Annotated in this window: 13 protein-coding genes; 6 read left to right on the top strand and 7 right to left on the bottom strand. The window is 70.4% G+C overall.

Annotated elements, in window-relative coordinates; all coding sequences use genetic code 11:
• The first annotated feature begins 651 nt into the window (after positions 1 to 651).
• The 4 genes from ACFOYY_RS10080 to ACFOYY_RS10095 all read left to right on the top strand — a co-directional run bounded on the left by ACFOYY_RS10080 (position 652) and on the right by ACFOYY_RS10095 (position 3956).
• A complete protein-coding gene (locus tag ACFOYY_RS10080) occupies positions 652 to 1503 on the top strand; it encodes a maleylpyruvate isomerase N-terminal domain-containing protein (protein WP_386189533.1) in 852 nt (283 codons plus the stop codon).
• A gap of 226 nt (positions 1504 to 1729) precedes the next feature.
• The gene (locus ACFOYY_RS10085) at positions 1730 to 1891 is read left to right on the top strand and encodes a hypothetical protein (protein WP_362911318.1); all 162 of its coding nucleotides are present in this window, start codon (positions 1730 to 1732) and stop codon (positions 1889 to 1891) included.
• Between the two features lie 62 nt (positions 1892 to 1953).
• Entirely contained in the window at positions 1954 to 2964 is a 1011-nt protein-coding gene (locus tag ACFOYY_RS10090) for an MvdC/MvdD family ATP grasp protein (protein WP_386189534.1), read from the top strand.
• A complete protein-coding gene (locus tag ACFOYY_RS10095) occupies positions 2961 to 3956 on the top strand; it encodes a TIGR04500 family putative peptide maturation system protein (protein ID WP_386189535.1) in 996 nt (331 codons plus the stop codon). The genes ACFOYY_RS10090 and ACFOYY_RS10095 overlap by 4 nt, the downstream gene beginning before the upstream one ends.
• A gap of 12 nt (positions 3957 to 3968) precedes the next feature.
• Here ACFOYY_RS10095 and ACFOYY_RS10100 read toward each other — a convergent pair whose 3' ends face one another.
• From ACFOYY_RS10100 to ACFOYY_RS10115, 4 genes are read right to left on the bottom strand one after another with little or no spacing between them, the layout of a single operon-like run.
• A complete protein-coding gene (locus ACFOYY_RS10100; RefSeq protein ID WP_352015817.1) occupies positions 3969 to 4655 on the bottom strand; it encodes an ABC transporter ATP-binding protein in 687 nt (228 codons plus the stop codon).
• Complete coding sequence (locus tag ACFOYY_RS10105) at positions 4645 to 5613, bottom strand: ABC transporter ATP-binding protein (protein ID WP_386189536.1); 969 nt, start codon at positions 5611 to 5613, stop codon at positions 4645 to 4647. Before ACFOYY_RS10105 ends, ACFOYY_RS10100 begins: the two co-directional genes overlap by 11 nt.
• 2 nt (positions 5614 to 5615) lie before the next feature.
• Positions 5616 to 8195 (bottom strand): hypothetical protein, encoded by a 2580-nt coding sequence (locus ACFOYY_RS10110; RefSeq protein WP_386189537.1) that lies wholly within the window; start codon positions 8193 to 8195, stop codon positions 5616 to 5618.
• Positions 8192 to 11494: an ABC transporter permease gene (locus ACFOYY_RS10115; protein WP_386189538.1), complete on the bottom strand. Its 3303-nt coding sequence runs from the start codon at positions 11492 to 11494 to the stop codon at positions 8192 to 8194. The genes ACFOYY_RS10110 and ACFOYY_RS10115 overlap by 4 nt, the downstream gene beginning before the upstream one ends.
• 256 nt (positions 11495 to 11750) lie before the next feature.
• Here ACFOYY_RS10115 and ACFOYY_RS10120 point away from each other — a divergent pair, with 256 nt between their 5' ends.
• On the top strand, positions 11751 to 12245 hold the full coding sequence (locus ACFOYY_RS10120; protein WP_386189539.1) for a hypothetical protein: 495 nt from the start codon (positions 11751 to 11753) through the stop codon (positions 12243 to 12245).
• Positions 12246 to 12257: 12 nt separating this feature from the next.
• Here ACFOYY_RS10120 and ACFOYY_RS10125 read toward each other — a convergent pair whose 3' ends face one another.
• From ACFOYY_RS10125 to ACFOYY_RS10135, 3 genes are all read right to left on the bottom strand, one after another.
• On the bottom strand, positions 12258 to 12902 hold the full coding sequence (locus ACFOYY_RS10125) for a hypothetical protein (RefSeq protein ID WP_352015812.1): 645 nt from the start codon (positions 12900 to 12902) through the stop codon (positions 12258 to 12260).
• A complete protein-coding gene (locus ACFOYY_RS10130; RefSeq protein ID WP_386189540.1) occupies positions 12899 to 14308 on the bottom strand; it encodes an AAA family ATPase in 1410 nt (469 codons plus the stop codon). The genes ACFOYY_RS10125 and ACFOYY_RS10130 overlap by 4 nt, the downstream gene beginning before the upstream one ends.
• A gap of 77 nt (positions 14309 to 14385) precedes the next feature.
• Positions 14386 to 14931 carry an ATP-binding protein gene (locus tag ACFOYY_RS10135; RefSeq protein ID WP_386189541.1) on the bottom strand — a complete coding sequence of 182 codons (546 nt, stop codon included), beginning with the start codon at positions 14929 to 14931 and terminating at the stop codon, positions 14386 to 14388.
• Positions 14932 to 15190: 259 nt separating this feature from the next.
• On the opposite strand from ACFOYY_RS10135, the gene ACFOYY_RS10140 reads away from it, so the two are divergent.
• The coding region (locus tag ACFOYY_RS10140) for an ATP-binding protein (protein ID WP_386189542.1) at positions 15191 to 16453 on the top strand (1263 nt) is incomplete at its 3' end.

Genomic DNA, 16453 nt, shown 5'->3' on the forward strand with positions numbered 1-16453 from the left:
ACACGGATTCAACACGACCAATTCGCGGAGCGAACATCATCGCCGGATTCGGGTTGCGCATCTTCCAAATTGCTCTATTTCGGAGAATATGTTGACAGTGCCCGTTTGGAATAGGTCTGTCGTGTTACCTGGGCAAAGATGGCAATCCACCGGCGACTACGACATCCCTAAGCATCCGAAACATGGACATAGGTCACGAAAGTATGTTTTTGGCCGACCCTGATGCCCGTCCGGCGCCCCGCCCTGGACCCGCGCCGGAGCACCCCTCAGGCCTCCGATGCCTCATCTGACCCTCACGCCGAGAACACGGCCTCACAACGGCGGCCGAAGAAAGGAGATCCGAGCCCCGGCCGCCGGCCGGTACCCGACCGAGCCCGCCCGGGGAAAGGGGACCGACTCGGCCCACAGCGCGTTCCCCGGGCGTTTCTCAAGGTCAGGACATACCTGATCGCGGAATATCCCCCATCGGGCTGCTTCCTGGTGGAGAAACCACGTCATCGGCCATTAGGTTCGTATGTTCGGATGTTACGGTGATGGAGTTTTCGGCCGCTCCCGTCTCGTGGAGGCGGATCGGCTTCCCCTCCCGGGAAACGCCATTCCGGCCCGCGAAACGCCTTTCACGAACCCCCACGCGAAAACATGGAGGCAGACGTGGCCGCGCCCATCACCCATGACCAGTGGAAGTCCGTACGTTCCTCCCTCAGGCGGGTCGGCGACCGGTTCACCGAGATGGTCGTCTCGGCGCCCGACGCCCGCGCGGAGGTGACCCCCGGCTGGTCGGTCTCCGAGACCGCCGCCCACCTGACCGTCGTCGCCTGGCTCTACACCTCCCTGGTACGGCCCGCGGAGGTGCCCAACCCGTTCCCCGTCCTGGACGGGTGGCTGGACGACATCACCGTCGACGACATCGACGACTTCAACGAGCTGACGCTGCGCGACTTCACCGAACGCGACCCGCACAGGCTCGCCGAACTGCTGAACACCCACATCGACGACCTGCTCACCTCGACCGAGGACTTCGACCCGACGCTGCCGGTCTCCTGGCTCGGCGGCTCCCGCGTCCCGGTCGCCGGGATCCTCGCCCACCTGCTCAACGAACTGCTGCTGCACGGCCACGACATGGGACGCGCCCTCGGCATGACGTGGCGGATCGCCTCCGCGGACGCGGCCTTCTTCGTCGAGCTGTTCATGGCCGGGGTCGTCCGCCACGGTTCCGGACGACTGCTGGAGACCGGCCAGCCCCGCTCCGAACGCCCGATCGCGGTCGAGTTCCGCTCGCCGTACATCACCACCGTGACGATGGTCCTGCGCGACGGTCTGGTGACGCTCGGGGAGCCGGGGCGCAGGCCGGACGTGCGGGTGACCTTCGACCCGGCGGTCTTCAACCTGATGATGTTCGGCCGCATCGGCAAGCTGCGGGCCCTGCTCAGCGGCCGGGTGACGATCGGCGGGCCCCGTCCCTGGCTGCTGCCCGCCTTCCTGCGCGTCGTCCACATGCCCTGAGGTCCTTTCCGGACTTTTCCGGATTTCTGCACCCTTTCGCCAATTTTCCCCTCATATGTCGACTGCTCTCTCGGGCGTCGGCGGCGAGAACCGTGAGCGGCTCTCATACTTCCCGGCCGATATCCGGATTTCCTTCCAGGCAAGATCCAAGTTGCCTCCAAGTCCTCTCCAAGGGGCCGGATGAAGGATCGGTCTCGTTGAAGCGAGAAACCGATGGAGGTGTGGAATGACTGTTCGCATCGATGACCTGGACGGCTCCGCCGAGGTCTCTGACGAGGTACTGGGCGCCGTGGTCGGCGGTCGGCCGCCGATGACGCCCCCGACCCCGAGGTACGCCTCTTCGCTCGGCAACGGCACCCAGGGCGACCCGCTGCCCGACATTTCCTGAAAGTAAATGGATGGTGCCCGTACGGGTGCACGGGCACCATCCGCCTTCCCGCGGAGAAACCCGTGATCCTGGTAATCAGCAGAAAAGAAGACCTCGCGGTCAACCTGGTCCTGCCCGAACTCACCGAGCGAGGAATCGAAACGCTCTGGTGGGATCCGGGCGACTATCCCACCGAGAGCCGGATCACCTCGCGCCTGACCGGCGGGCGGTGGCGGCACACCCTGGTGACGAACGGCACCGAGTACGACTTCTCCCTCTTCAGCGCCGTCTGGAACCGCAGGCCCTCCCGGCCCAGGGCGGCGGACATCGTGACGGACGAGACGCACCGCGACTACGTCCGGAAGATCGCGCGCTTCCACCTCAACGGGTGGGAGGACACCCTGGACGCGCGCTGGTTCCCCGCCCGCACCGCCGACGTGCTCCGCACCCAGAACAAGCTGCTCAACCTCGCCGCCGCCGCCGAACTCGGTTTCACCGTCCCGGAGACGACCGTCACCAACAGCCCCGAAGGACTCATCGAGGTCTGGGAGGAGACGGAGGGCCGGATGATCGCCAAGGAGGTCGAGTTCGTGGAGTTCGGGATCGACGGCATGGGCCACAACTTCTACACGACCCCGGTCTCCCGGCGGCATCTCACCGGCAGGCACCGCCTGGCCCACGCCCCCGTGATCCTGCAGCCCTACGTGGACAAGGCCGTGGAGCTGCGGATCACCGTCGTGGGCGACCAGGTCTTCACCGCCGAGATCCACTCCCAGGGCTCGAAGGCGACCCGCCACGACTACCGGCACTACGAAGGCCACTTCTCCAAGTATGCCGTCCACGACCTGCCCAAGGACATGGAACGGCGCTGCGTCGAACTGGTCCGTTCCCTGGACCTGGCCTTCGGCTGCATCGATGTGATCCTCACCCCGGAAGGCGAGTACGTGTATCTGGAACTCAACCCCAACGGACAGTGGGGATGGATCGAGGAGTTCACCGACCTGCCCATCTCCAGGGCGATCGCCGACTGGCTAGCCGCCGGAGAACCCGCCGTCGGGGCGGACGGGCCGACCCGGCAGGAGGTCCCGGCGTGAGTGGGTTCCCCGAGACGCTCGCCGGGGCCGTCGAACTGCTGCGCGAGCTGCCGCGCAGACGTGAGGCCGTACCGGACGCCCGGGAGAGGGTCTCCGCGTGGCGCGCGGCCCACCCCGAGAGCCTGGCCCAGCTCGTGGTCGACGTACGGCCCGGCACCCCGATCGTCGACTACGACCTGGTCCTCGACCACCCCGACGGCGGCTGCGTCGCCATCACCGCCCCTGCCGAGGACGGCGTCCCGTGGACGGCCGAGCACTCCACGCACTGGGCCGCGAGCAACGTGCTGTCCGTGGACGGCCAGCAGCTCTCCGTACAGACCGCCCTGTTCACGCTGAAGGCGCTCGCCGACCGCGACCGGACCGTGCACGACGACCTCATCGACTACTGCCTCCTCATCCTGGAGAGCTGGCAGGAGCCGGCCCCCTCCCAGGAGGAGCTCCAGCGGGCCTCCGACGACTTCCGCAGGCATCGCGGCCTGCACAGCCGCGCCGACATGCTGCGCTGGCTCGAAGAGGTCGGCCTGACACCCGGCGCCTACGACAACCACCTGCACTCGCTGGCCAAGATGCGCGGTTTCCGTGCCCGTAGGGAGGCCGAGTCGGCCGAGGCCTACTTCGCGGAGCACGCCGCGGAGTTCGACCGGGTCTCGGCGGTGTGGGCGACCGGCTCCGAGGAGCGGCTGACGGAGCTGGCCGGGCGCGACGACCCCTTCGCCGCGCTCGGGGAGGCGGTCGCCCGGCCGGTCGGGGACCTCACCGTCCACGTGGCCGACCGGTCGGCGTCCGAGCTGCCCGCCCCGCTGCGCGAGCTGGGTGAGGGCGAGGCCATCGGTCCGGTGCCCCACCGGGACGGATTCCTGTTCGGAGCCGTACGGCGCCGCGACCCCGCGCGCCCCGACGGGCCGACACTGGCCGCGGCGGGCAGGGCCGCCTTCACCGCCTTCCTCGCCGACCGGCGGGCGAAGGCCAGGATCGAGTGGTACTGGCTGTGACCCGTCCCCGGCTCAGGCCGGAGCCAGCACCCCGTCACGGAGTTCGAGGACCCGGTCGGCCAGCGTGATCAGGGCGGGGTCGTGCGTGGCGACCAGCGCCGTGACGCCCTCGCTGCGGACCAGGGCGCGGATCAGCCGCATGATCTGGCGGCCGGTCTGCGAGTCGAGCTGGCCGGTCGGCTCGTCGGCGATCAGCAGCCGGGGACGGTTGGCCAGCGCCCGCGCGACGGCCACCCGCTGCCGCTGGCCTCCGGACAGCTCGTAGGGCCGCTGGTCGGCGTGCTCGGCCAGCCCGACGAGGGAGAGCAGCACCCGCACCCGGTCCTCACGCGCGGCCGTCGGTGTACGGCTGAGCCGCATCGGCACCCCGACGTTCTCGGCCGCCGACAGCACCGGGATCAGCCCGAACGACTGGAAGACGAAGCCGACCACGTCCCTGCGCAGGGCCAGCAGCCCCTCCTCGGGCAGCGCGGTCACCTCGTGCCCGGCGACCGTCACCCGGCCCGCGTCCGGCCGGTCCAGACCGCCGACCAGGTTGAGCAGGGTCGTCTTGCCCGACCCGGAACGCCCCCTGACCGCGACCAGCTCCCCGGGGGCCGCCTCGAAGGACACCTCGCGCAGGGCGACGACCTCCTTGGGGCCACTCCGGTAGACCCTGCGCAGCCCCTCGACGGCGACCAGCGACTCCTCAGTCCCCATCCTCGTCCTCCATCTCGCCGGCCTTCCTGCCCGGACCGTCGGCGACCTCCTCAGGCCAGACGCCGATGTGGTCGCTCTCCAGCCGCAGGCGGACGCGGCGTTCCATGTTCAGCTCGCTCGTGAAGTCCCTGGGCAGCTGCAGGCGGCCGACGCGGTCGAGCACGGCGTACTCCTCCGCGACGACCAGCCCGTCCGAGGAGGCGCGGCGGAGCGTCTCGCTGCTGGTCCGCCCGTCCCTGATGCCGACGGTCCGGTCCACCTGCCCGGAGACCATGGCGTCGTGGGTGACGATCACCGTGGTGACGCCGAGTTCGCGGTTGGCCCCGCGCAGCGCGGCGAACACCGCCTCCGAGCTCTCGCTGTCCAGCTCTCCGGTCGGCTCGTCGGCCAGGACGACCTGCGGGGAGTTGGCCAGGGCGACCGCGATGGCCACCCGCTGCTGTTCGCCGCCGGACATCTCCGCCGGTCTGCGTTTGGCGCAGTACCCGACGCCCAGCAGGTCGAGCAGCTCCGTGGCCCGGTCGCGCCGCCGTCTGCCCGCCAGGCGCGTCGGCAGTTCGACGTTCTCCGCGGCGCTCAGGTAGGGCAGGAGGTTGCGTGCGGTCTGCTGCCAGATGAAGCCGACCACCTGGCGCCGGTACCTCAGCCGGTCGCGCGCCGTCATCGCCAGCAGGTCGACCCCGGCGACCCTGGCCACCCCGGCGGTCGGCACGTCGAGCCCGGACAGCACGTTGAGCAGCGTGGACTTGCCCGAACCCGAGGCTCCGACGATCGCGACCAGCTCACCCTTCTCGATCAGCAGGTCGAGACCCTGCAGGGCGACCACCTCGACGCCCTCGGTCTTGTAGATGCGCACCAGGTTGTCGCACAGGATGTGCGCGCCCTCCCCGAAGGCGGGGCCGTGCCGTACGGCCTCGGCCTCAAGCTCCGCCAGCGAGGTGTCCGCCAGTCCGCTCACCGTCACTCTCCCTCTCTCAGGCGCGGGGCGACCGCGCGCCCGAGCGTCGCGTACACGAAGGCCCCGAGGACGGCCGCCGCCGCCAGGCCCGCGGTCAACAGGACCGGTGTGGTCAGGTCGGCGGGATAGACCTCGACCGCGAGACCCCCGGTGTAGGCCCGCAGGTCGATCCCGGGCCCCAGTACGGCGGGCAGCGCGAGACCGAGCAGCATCCCGGCCAGCGCGGTCAGCACGATCATCGGGGCGATCTCAAGCACGGTCAGGCGGCGGGCCTGGGCCGTCGACAGTCCCAGGGCCCGCAGGTGGGACAGGGTGCCGGTGCGGTCGGCGCCGCCGGTCACCAGGGCGACGAGCACCGCGGCCAGCGCGTAGCAGACCAGGGCGATCGTGACGACGGTGAAGGCCCGTTCGATCGTCGCGGTGAACGGCGCCCCCTCGATGTCGGCGAGGACGTCGTCGAGGCTCGTCACCTGCACGTCCGGCATGCCGGCCGCGGCCCTCAGCTGTTTGGCGTCCATGCCGGCGCCGTCGATGAACACCGTGTTGACCGGGGAGCCGTCCGGCGGGGCCACGACCAGGGGGCCGCCGCCGTACACGCGGGACAGACCGGTGACGACACCGCCGGGGGTCAGCGCGCGCGAGGTCTTGGCGACCAGTTCGATCGGCCCCCGGCCTGCGAGGTCGGGCGAGACCAGCACCGGCGCGTCCGGCAGGACCAGAGGGCTGCCGGACAGCAGAGCCCGGTAGGCGCGCGTGTCGACGCCGAGCACGATGACCTGCTGCATGTCGGGTCTGACCATGGCGGTGCTCCGCGTCGCGGGGACGACGTTCCCGACCCCGGGGACCTGCCTGATCCGCTCGACCGCCTCCGGGGTGAGGGGCAGGGCGCTGTCCAGCCGGGCGCGGGCGCCGACCTGCTGCCACCCCGAGGCCTGCTGCGTCGTGGCCAGCCCGCCGGAGATCACGGTGCCGAACACCGCGACCGCCAGCGCGGGCAGCAGGATCAGCACCGACAGCGTGGCGGCGGGCCTGGCCCTGGCCGCGAGGGTCAGGCCGAGGAACGGCACCGCGGGCCGCAGCCTGGCGGCCAGCCGTACGGCCAGGCGCAGCGGGTAGGGGTAGCAGCGCAGCACGACCAGCGCGACGGCCACGGTCAGCCCGGCGGGCACCAGGATCAGGAAGGGGTCAGAGCCCCGTTCGCCCGTCTGGGTGGTGAGTCCGCGCTGACGCAGCAGGTAGGTCCCGGCGAGGGCGAGCACGACGACCGCGGCCTCGGCGGTGATCCGCCGGGGCGAGGGGCGGGAGGTCGCGACGTCGTCACGCCGGTCGGCGCGCGGCCACCGGTGGTCCAGGGCCTGCCCGGCGGCCAGCAGCGCGGTGACGGCCACGACGACGAGCGGGCCGAGGTGCACGAAGAGGGTGAGCGGTCCGGGCAGCGCGTAGGACAGGGCGTAGCCCACCGCCCCGGCGGGCACCGCGACCGCCGCGACCGTCGCGGCGGTCGTCGCGGCGATCCCGGGCAGGGAGGCTCCCCTGGCCCGGATGAGGACCAGGCTGTGGCGCATGCGTTCGGCCAGCAGCCGTACGACCAGCGCGATCACACCGAGCGACACGGTGAGCAGGCCACCGATGACGAACAGCAGCAGCGACTCCGCCACGCGCATCCGGCTCAGGTGTTCGTCGAGCAGGAAGTCGAGCCCGGTGTCGAGGGAGCCGGGCGAGGTGCCGTCGAGCACGACCGGGACGGCCCCCCGGAAGGCGCGCACCGCCTCGGCGAGTTCGGGTGCCCGCAGGGTCGTGACCGCGGGGCCGTTGACGCCGATCACCCACTGGTAGGTGACGTTGGGGTACATCGCGCCCAGCTCGGGCAGGGCGGTTCCGGCGACCAGCCCGGTGGCGTACCAGTCGTCGGTGTCGGCCCCGGGCTTGCGGATCTTCATGACCCGGCGGAAGGCCTCGTTGTGCCGCCAGTAGCCGCTGTCCGGCTCGATCGGCTCGAACAGCCCGGTGACCGTGGCCGACAGCTTCTGCAGGCCGCCGAGCTGCACCGTCGAGCCGACGGGCATCCGCATCTCCTCGGAGGCCTGCTTCGCCAGCGCCACCTCGAACAGCGGTCCGTCGTCCAGCTTCTTCGGCTCTCCCGGCGGACGGCCCTCAACATAGCGGACATACCGCTCGGTGCCGGAGACCCAGCCCAGGTTCAGGTACTGGTAGGAGCGCACCTCGCCGTCCACGGCGAACACGGGGTTCTCGCTCTTGCGCACCATGTGGTGGCTGCTCCCGGCGCCCTGCGCCGCCACGGCCCGGCGGAGTGCGGAGGGCAGTTCCGCCCTGAACCTCCGGTCCGCGTCCAGCAGCACGGCCGGGGTGAGCGGCTCCTGCGGGGGACCGTTGCGCCTGCTGACCACCGTCAGGTCCGTACGCTTCGGCTCGCTCTTGGCCATGGCGTCACGCAGTGCCTCGTCGTAGGCGGTCTGGGTGACCTTGGGCACGGCGGCGACCAGCAGGCAGGCGCTGAGCACCAGCAGGCCGAGCACGGCGGCGACGCCCCGGTTGACCCGTACCTGTGTCCAGGGGTTCATCGGTCCTCCCCGATCCGCAGGGCGCCGCCCATGCCCCGGCGCCGCAGCGCACGGGCCAGCACGGCGACGATCGCGAACAGCAGCACGGCGACCGTGACCAGCAGCCCCAGCGTGGCCGGCCACGGGATGTCCAGCAGCACCCTCGGGGTCACGGCCGTGGCCTGGCCCGTCAGCACGATGTACGGCACGACCAGCGACGCGACGACCACGGCGACCCCGGTCCCGGCCGCCAGGGACAGGCCGATCAGGAAGGCCTGTTCGACCGCGAGCATCGTGAACACCTGCCGGAAGCCGACGCCGAGGGCGCCCAGGATGGCGAACTCGGACGTTCGCTCCCTGGCCGCGACGGCGGCGTTGACGACGAAGCCGAGGACGGCGAAGGAGAGCGCGGCCAGGAAGCCGAGCGTCAGCGCCCCCCTGAGCCCGCCGGCGAGCGGGTCGTCCCTGAGGCCGTCGGCCAGCGAGGACAGGTCGACCACGGTCGTCTCCCAGCCGGGGTGGCGGCTGAGTTCGGCGGCCGCCCCGGTGGTCTCGGCCCCGTCCGTGCTCAGCCACCACTCGGTCGGCATGCGCGGGTTGCGATGGCCGAGCATGTCCCACGCCTGCATCGTCTGCCAGTCCAGCAGTACGGCGGGCACGCCGGACGTCGTCCCCGGCACCCCCTCCACGATCCCGGCGACCTTGATCACGGTGGTGTGCCGGTCGAAGGTGACCTTGGCCGTCGCGCCCGTGGTCAGGCGGAGTTTGGCGGCCAGGTCGGCGGTGAGGACGATCGGCAGCGGGCCGAGATGGTCGCCCTGCGGGGTTCCCTCGCTGAAGAACACCGTCTCCTCCCGCACCTCCTTCGCCACGGGGGTGACCGTGACCCGCTGCGGGGCGAGCGCGTCGAACGGTTCGCGGCGCGGCGGGGCCTCGAACGAGGCGGTGAACAGCCCCTCCCCGGTCTCGAAGCCACGCTCCTTGGCGGTCGTGGCCGAGAGCCCGTGGACCAGCCGCGTCCCCTCCGGCACGGTGATCTGGGCGCCGTCTCCCGTCCTGACGCCGAGCACGGCCGCCTCGAATCCGGCCCCCTCGATCGGCAGCGGCACGTCGACGACGATCGCGGCGACGGTCAGCGGGTAGGTCAGCCGCCCGCTCCGCCCGCGCAGCGGCGTCAGGTCGAGTGCCGTCTCCCGCTCCCCGAGGCCGGGGAAGAAGCGGACGGGATACCTCGTGCCCGCGCCGTCGGCGAGCGTCAGCATCAGCCCCGTGTTGGTGTAGTCCTCGGTCTTCGCGGGGTCCTGGACGGTGAGGCGGGTCCGCACGAGCAGCCGGTCGGGGCGTCCGGGGACCGCCAGGCCGGGCAGCTTCGGGCGGGCCGCGGTGAGCCCGCGGGCGAGCGTGCCGATCGTCTCCTTCGACAGGTCGGGACGGAGCTTGAGCATGCCGGGCAGCTCGCTCCCGTCGACGGCCAGCAGGGTCGTCTCCTCACCCGCCAGTTCGCCGCCGCTCTGGTAGACCGGGCTGAGCGAGGTCACGCCGGGCAGCGACGTGTAGGCCGCCGCCCTGCCGAGCGGTCCCAGTTCGGCGTTCTCCGGCGGCGCGGCCACCCGCAGGTCGGCCCCGGCCTGGTGCCTGGCCTGGTCCTCCTGGGAGCCGCGCCAGGTGGCGGTGGTCGCCATGCTGACCACACCGATCGCGACGGCCATGGTCAGCAGCAGCGCGGGCCCCGAGTAGCGTCCCGGACGGCGGCTGACCTGCCAGGCGCCGAGCGCGGGCGCCAGGTCGACGCGGCGGGCGGCGAGCCGTTCCGCGATTTTGGAGACGGGCGGCACGACGCGCAGCCCGATCACGCCACCGCAGAGCAGGGCGACGGCGGGACCGGCCACGATCAGCGGGTCGATGCCCAGTTCGCCCCCGGCGGTCGCGGTGACCGGGGCGCCGTAGTGCTGCAGCTGCCACACCGCGAGCGCCGCGACGACGAGCAGCACCACGTCCGCGCCCGCCCTTTGGAGCGGGCCGTACCGCTGGCCGCGCCCACGCGCCGTCTGCTCGGCCACATAGGTGCGGCGGGAGCCGCTGAGCGCGGGCAGCGTCATCAGTACGGCGCAGCCGAGCGCCACCGCGACCGAGACCACGTAGGCGGCGAGGTAACCGGACGGCCCGACGTCGACCGCGACCGACGTGCCCGACGCCCCCGCCCAGGGGATGGCGTTGACCGCCCTGAGCAGCGGCAGGGCCAGCGGTGGGGCGAGCGCGGCGCACGGCAGCGCGACCAGCAGCGCCTCCCCCGCCGCGAGCAGCGCCAGCCGTACGGCACCGCCGCCCCGGGAGCGCAGCAGCGCGGTCTCCGTGCGCCGGTGGTCGGCCAGCAGCCGGGCCGTCAGCGTCAGCGCGTAGGCGGCCAGCAACAGCAGCTGCAGCACCGGCACGAGCATGGTCGAGCGGGCGACCAGGGTCGCGGTCGCGAGCTGGTTCAGCCGCTCCGGCAGGCGGGTGGCGAGTGTGCAGCCCTCACAGCCCGGCCTTCGCTTGAGCACCCCCTGCATGGCGCCGACCTCGGCGGCCAGGGGACGCAGCCCCTCCCTCGGCAGGGAGCGCAGGTCGGGAACGGCCAGCCAGGAGACCGAGGTGCCCGCGGCGAACCGGTCGAGGAACACCCCCTCGGACACCATGAGCGGTCCGTGGGTGACGTAGCCGCCGACCTCGATGCCCCGGGTGAGCAACGGCTGGCCCGTCCAGCGGCCCGAGTGGGAGTCCTTCAGTTCGAAGACACCGACGATCCTGACGCGGACCTTCGACTTGTCGAGTCGTCCCTCGACCGTGAAGGAGTCCCCGACGGCCATTCCGGTGTCCCGCGCGACGACGCCGGTGATCGCGGCCTCGACGACCTCGGTCCCGGTCTTCGGCCAGGCGCCCTTGACGAGCCGGGCGTGCTCGGCGAGACCCTGCTGGGTGCCGAACCTCAGCAGCTCCGGCTTGGACCTGCGCTCCTGGCCGGGCATGGCGTAGGAGTCCGACTGACCGTGCACCGTGACCACGACGGGCAGGCCCGCGTAGGTCTCGGCGACCTGCGCGCGCAGGGCCTTGTCCGTCGCCTCGAAGGTGCCCTCGTGCACCGGCGCGTTGACCATGGCGCCGGAGACCTCGATGGGAACGGTCTCCAGCGTACGGCGGACACCCGCGTCGACCACCGAGGTGGCGTAGACGCTCAGCCCGACCAGTGTGGTCGTGGCGAGCAGGATCGCCCCGAAAGCCGCGAACAACAGCAGTGGTTCACTGAGCGCGCGGCGCACGACCAGTGCCGTAGGCCTCGGCATGGCACCGCCTCCCCGAGCAGCGATTACATCCGTTGCCGCCACATTCCGGGTAAACGGCACTCCGGAACAAGTTCGGGCAGCGCACAGTGATGGAGCTGATATTTCAGGGCAATGTCAACGTGATATCGATCTCATGACATTAGGCTTTTCCCGCCCTATATCCGCAGCTCAGCGGGCCATTTCGGAACGTCCAACATTGCCGTTCAACACCGGTTACCCCCCGAAAGGGCATGTAACCGGACAGTAGGATTCGGGCGTGGGACACCATATCTGCGCTCTTGTCGTGGCCGGGCGGATCGACGCCGACCGAGCCCGTTCGGTGGGGCTGCGCGCCGAACTCGTGCGCGACGGCGTCAGCGTCCTCCCGATCGACCACTACTTCTCGGCCTACTGGGCCGCGACCCGGGACCGTGACACACGACTCGACCTGCCCGAGGGCCTCCCCGCCACCTTCCCCGGCGAGACGGTGCTGTGCGACCTCGTCCGCGAGGTGACCGGCGCCGAGGAGCCACGGTTCGCGATCATCCAGACCGAGTACTTCGCCGGCTTCGGCGACCAGTGGGCCGTCGCGTTCGCCGGTGAGCGACGGCTGACGACCTGCCAGGCCTCGATCAACGACGCCCTCGCCCTGCTCGGCGTCCAGGCGTCACCCCCGATGGACGAGTTCGACACGATCGGCCTCGGCACCTACCGAAGCAACCCCGACCACCTGGACCGCTACGCCGACCTCTGCGACGAACTCGGCGTCTGACCGGGCGGGGAATCAGCCCGAACTCAGACCGGCCGCCTGGCTCAGACCGGCCAGAAGGTCCTCGTTGAAGCTTCTCCACGAGGAGACCTCACAGATGGGACCCAACGGGTCGATGCGGTCCAGCAACTGACGGCGATGCTCGGGAAAACGCTTCTTGAACTTGTCCAGCCTCCGGCCGGACAGCCCCGAGGCCAGAGCGAGCTTCTCGGCGAGCATGGCCTTGGGGTCCGGAATCCTCTCCACGGACGCCGGCTTCGGGAGCCCCAGGTCCATCCTGCCGTTCGGGTTTCCCGCGACCTGCCGGATGTTGCGCTCGTCCAACATGAGCCACGCCTCGGTCATGCGAATCGGGATGGCTCCCATGAAGGGAGTGTCCGGCATGACCGCCTCGACGGCCTGTCTGATCTCATGCAGACGACGCTCCCTGCCGTCGCCGTCGGCGTCACGGTGGACGATCACAAGCTCGTAGACGCCGCCGATCTCCTTGATCGTCTCCAGTTTCGACCTGACCGTCCTCTGGCGCGACTGGGGGAATCTCTCCGTGAGGGGATCGGTGACGACGACCCTGAAACCGTATTCGGTCGCTATACGCCTGATATGAGTTGTGATACCGCCGTCACTGCTTCCTTCGCCAAGAAACAAGACACGCAGAATCACGCGATCCCCAGGGTGAGTTGAGCTCCGGGCGGGGCCGTAAGGTAAGGCAGTATATCCGCCTTGGTAACGGCCCTGCCTGTCGAATTCTCATTGTCCCGCCAGGAACCCGCGAGAGGGCGCAGTTGGAGCGCGCGCGTCATCGTGCCGTCCGGCGCCTGCCGGATATCCGCCTCGGCGAAAAGAAGATCCTGGGGATCGACCAACTGGACGACCGCGGGCGAATGGGTGTTCACAATCACCTGTCGGAATGGATTGTCCGGCCCCGGCGCCTCTTCGGCGTCAACCGCCAGATCTTCCACCAGATGGACCATCGCATTGAGATTGGCCGGATGTATGCCGTTCTCTGGCTCTTCCATGCACAGAAGACCTTCGACCGACGGGTCCTCCAGGAGAACGCAGAGAGCCAGAAAGCGGAGGGTTCCCTCGGACAGGCTCCTCGCGGGCAGGGCGAGCCCGCCCGACTCGACGAGCTGTACCGTGAGCAGTTCCCGCACGTCGTCCTGGTCGACCCGAAGACCTCTGACGTCGACACCCGACAGGTCGGCCAGCCGACCGGCGACCCTCGCGTAGACCCGCTCCGGGTCACCGTCCTCGTAGGCGATACGGAAAAGCGCCGCCGCGAGATGCCGCCCCGTCGGATCCATCTGACGCCGGTCGACGTAGCGGTCGGCCGTCCGGAGCGCGGAGGGTTCGAGGGCCAGCCGCCGCCAGGACTGCATCTCCCTCCTGGCGGCCAGAATGGTGGGGTCTTCGCTGCTCGTGACCGTGCTCACGACCGTCGCCGGGGCCCGGGACGCGGCGGCGGGAATCGACTTCCACCTGTTCACACCGTCCTGGTGGATGCTGATGATCGGCTGACCGTCGGCGTCCTTCGTCGTCGAGATGAAGGCGGTGCCCGCCCTGCGCCCGTGAAGCACCGCCTTACGAAAGTGACCGGCGCTGTGCCTGAAGCGGAGCTTGTCCGGTGCGTCCCCCAGCCTGATGTGCTGCAGGTTCTCCGTCAGAAGGCTCAGGCGGCCGATCTTCTCGATTCCCCCTGGGGGAATGTAGCCGATCTCCAGCTCGTAGCGCAGAAAGGTGGTCGTAGGCGTGGCAGGACGGCCGAAATCGTCTTCGATCTCGCCCGGGACGATCATCTCCACCGCGAACCGCATCGTGTGATGGGCACCGGAATATCCGTTCCAGAATAGGTCGCGAGGATCACCCAGGCGTTCACCGTGAACACCGCGAACCTCCTGGGCGGCTTCGATCAGAGACTTGTCCGCCAGCAGGCTGATGAATTGAATGGCGTCGAAGATATTCGACTTTCCGGTGCCGTTGACGCCCGCGATACATGTGAAAGGACCAAGATCCACCTCGAACTGCAGGAGATTCTTGAATCCGTCGACCTCTAGTCTTGTAAGCATCAGCGCCTTCCCACCCGCCCCATGTTATCGACGGGAGGGAAGCACGTCCCACCGGACGACGTGTCCCTTACGAGAAATCAGCCCGTCAGGGTGTTGCTCGGGGAGTGGGTGGTGCCAACCCTGAACCACACGGCGCCGCCCATGTCGCCGCAGTGCGAACCCCAGTCGGCCGACAGCAGGTCCACCAGGAACAACCCCCGGCCGCCGAGGCCGTCCGCCGTCGCCTCCCGTACGGCGGGGCCGCCCGTCGCCGACCCGGCGTCGAGCACCTCGACGTGGACCATGCCGTTGCCCACGCCGACACGCACCGTCACCAGCCCCTCCTCGTGACGTGCCGAGTCGGAGTGCACGACGGCGTTGGTGACCACCTCGCTCAGCAGCAGCAACACGTCGTCGAGGAGGTCGGCGCAGGACGCGCCGTCAAGGTCCTCAAGCAGCTCACGCACCCACGCACGGGCGTCGGGAACCGAGGAGGGCGTGGCCGCGAACGCGCGCAGGCCGACCGGGCGGACCGTACCCCACCGGGCGTCCCAGCTCGCGTCCCACCGCGCGGCCCAGCACCTGGCCCAGCAGGTCGCCCACCGCCCCGGGGTCCTCTCCCGGCACTCACCCTCAAGGAACACGCACGGACGAGATTGCCGATGCGCCGTCATGGACATTTCGCGTCCTCATCGTCTCCTCGTCATACCCCCCGTCCGAACGTCAGGGGATGCCCAACAGCCGTACCGAAGCACCATCTCCCTGGGACCAACACAACGCAATCCGTAGGAACCTCCGTAGAGCTACGTAATCCACCGAAAAACTGGTGTTCACAACCACTATGAGTTCACTTACGCTTTCACTCCACGTGGTGCTGCACGGCGATGCGGACAGGGGCATGCGATGGCCACGGCTCCAAGGCACGAGGCGTACGGTCCGGCGCGAACGGCGTCACCCGTCCTCGTGGGACGTGAGACCGAGCTGGAGTCACTGACCGCGACGCTCTCCGAACAGCCCGCGGTGGCCATGATCGAGGGCGAGGCCGGAGTCGGCAAGAGCAGGCTGCTGAGAGAGCTGCTCGGCCGTCCCCCGCTGCGGAACCTGCGCATCATGCTCGGCCGCTGTCAGTCTCTGCGGGAGCCGTTCCTCTACGGTGCGGTCATCGAGGCGCTCGGCGGCCTCGCCCACCCGCCCGTCCCGCCCTCCCTGGCCCGCAACCGGCTCAACCCGGTCACCGGCGTGCTGCGCGCGCTGCTGCCCGAACTGTCGGCCTACCTGCCCGAGGCGCCGGAGCCGACCGGCGACCCGCGGTCGGAACGCCACCGGCTGTTCCGCGCCGTCAGGGAACTGCTCTCCGGCGTCGGGCCCGCGCTGCTCGTCGTCGAGGACCTCCAGTGGGCCGACGACGGCTCACGGCACCTGCTCCGCTTCCTGATGGCCGACCTGCCGCGCAACCTGTCGATCGTGGTCACCTACCGGCGCGAGGACGTGCCCGGCGGGGTGCCGCTGGGCAGCGCCTACCGTCCCCCGCCCGGCGCGGCGAGCATCCTGGTGAACCTGCGCCCCCTCGACCGCGCCCAGGTGCGCGTCCTGGCCGCAGCCCTCCTCGGCAGGACCATCTCCACCCGGTTCGCCGGAAAACTGTACGAACGCACGGCCGGCATCCCCTTCGTCGTCGAGGAGACCCTGCTCGCCCTGCGCGACTCGGCCGAGGGCGGCCGGGCGACCCGGCAACTGCTGGAGAACGTCGAGGTCCCGGTGCTGCTGCGGGAGGCCATGGCCGAACGCCTCACCGGCATGCCCCTGCCCGCCGTACGGCTCGCGCAGGCGGCGGCCGTACTGGAGACGCCCGTCGACGCCGGGCTGCTGAGCGAGGTCGCCGGGCTGACCGAACGGCGTTGCCACGAGGCCCTGGCCTCCGCGCTCGGCAACGGCGTGCTGTACGAGATCGACGAGCGCTCCTACGGCTACCGCCACTCGCTGGCCCGGCAGGCCGTCTACGACACGCTGCCCGGCTACGACAGGCAGCGGTTGCACGCCCGCGCGCTGCGGGCGCTCGAACACCGCGTCCCCAGGCCCGTGGTGCGGATGGCGGAACACAGCCACCACGCCGGGGACGCCGCACTCGCGCTGCGCTACGGCGAGCGGGCCGCCGACCTGGCCGCG

It is taken from the genome of Streptosporangium jomthongense (genome assembly GCF_042650425.1).
Classification (GTDB): Bacteria; Actinomycetota; Actinomycetes; order Streptosporangiales; family Streptosporangiaceae; genus Streptosporangium.

What these genes read in the sequence shown, in the direction of transcription:
- ACFOYY_RS10115 (WP_386189538.1), bottom strand. Translation starts at nt 11,494, where the DNA reads ATGCCGAGGCCTACGGCACTGGTCGTGCGCCGCGCGCTCAGTGAACCA.
- ACFOYY_RS10110 (WP_386189537.1), bottom strand. Translation starts at nt 8,195, where the DNA reads ATGAACCCCTGGACACAGGTACGGGTCAACCGGGGCGTCGCCGCCGTG.
- ACFOYY_RS10085 (WP_362911318.1), top strand. Translation starts at nt 1,730, where the DNA reads ATGACTGTTCGCATCGATGACCTGGACGGCTCCGCCGAGGTCTCTGAC.
- ACFOYY_RS10130 (WP_386189540.1), bottom strand. Translation starts at nt 14,308, where the DNA reads ATGCTTACAAGACTAGAGGTCGACGGATTCAAGAATCTCCTGCAGTTC.
- ACFOYY_RS10100 (WP_352015817.1), bottom strand. Translation starts at nt 4,655, where the DNA reads ATGGGGACTGAGGAGTCGCTGGTCGCCGTCGAGGGGCTGCGCAGGGTC.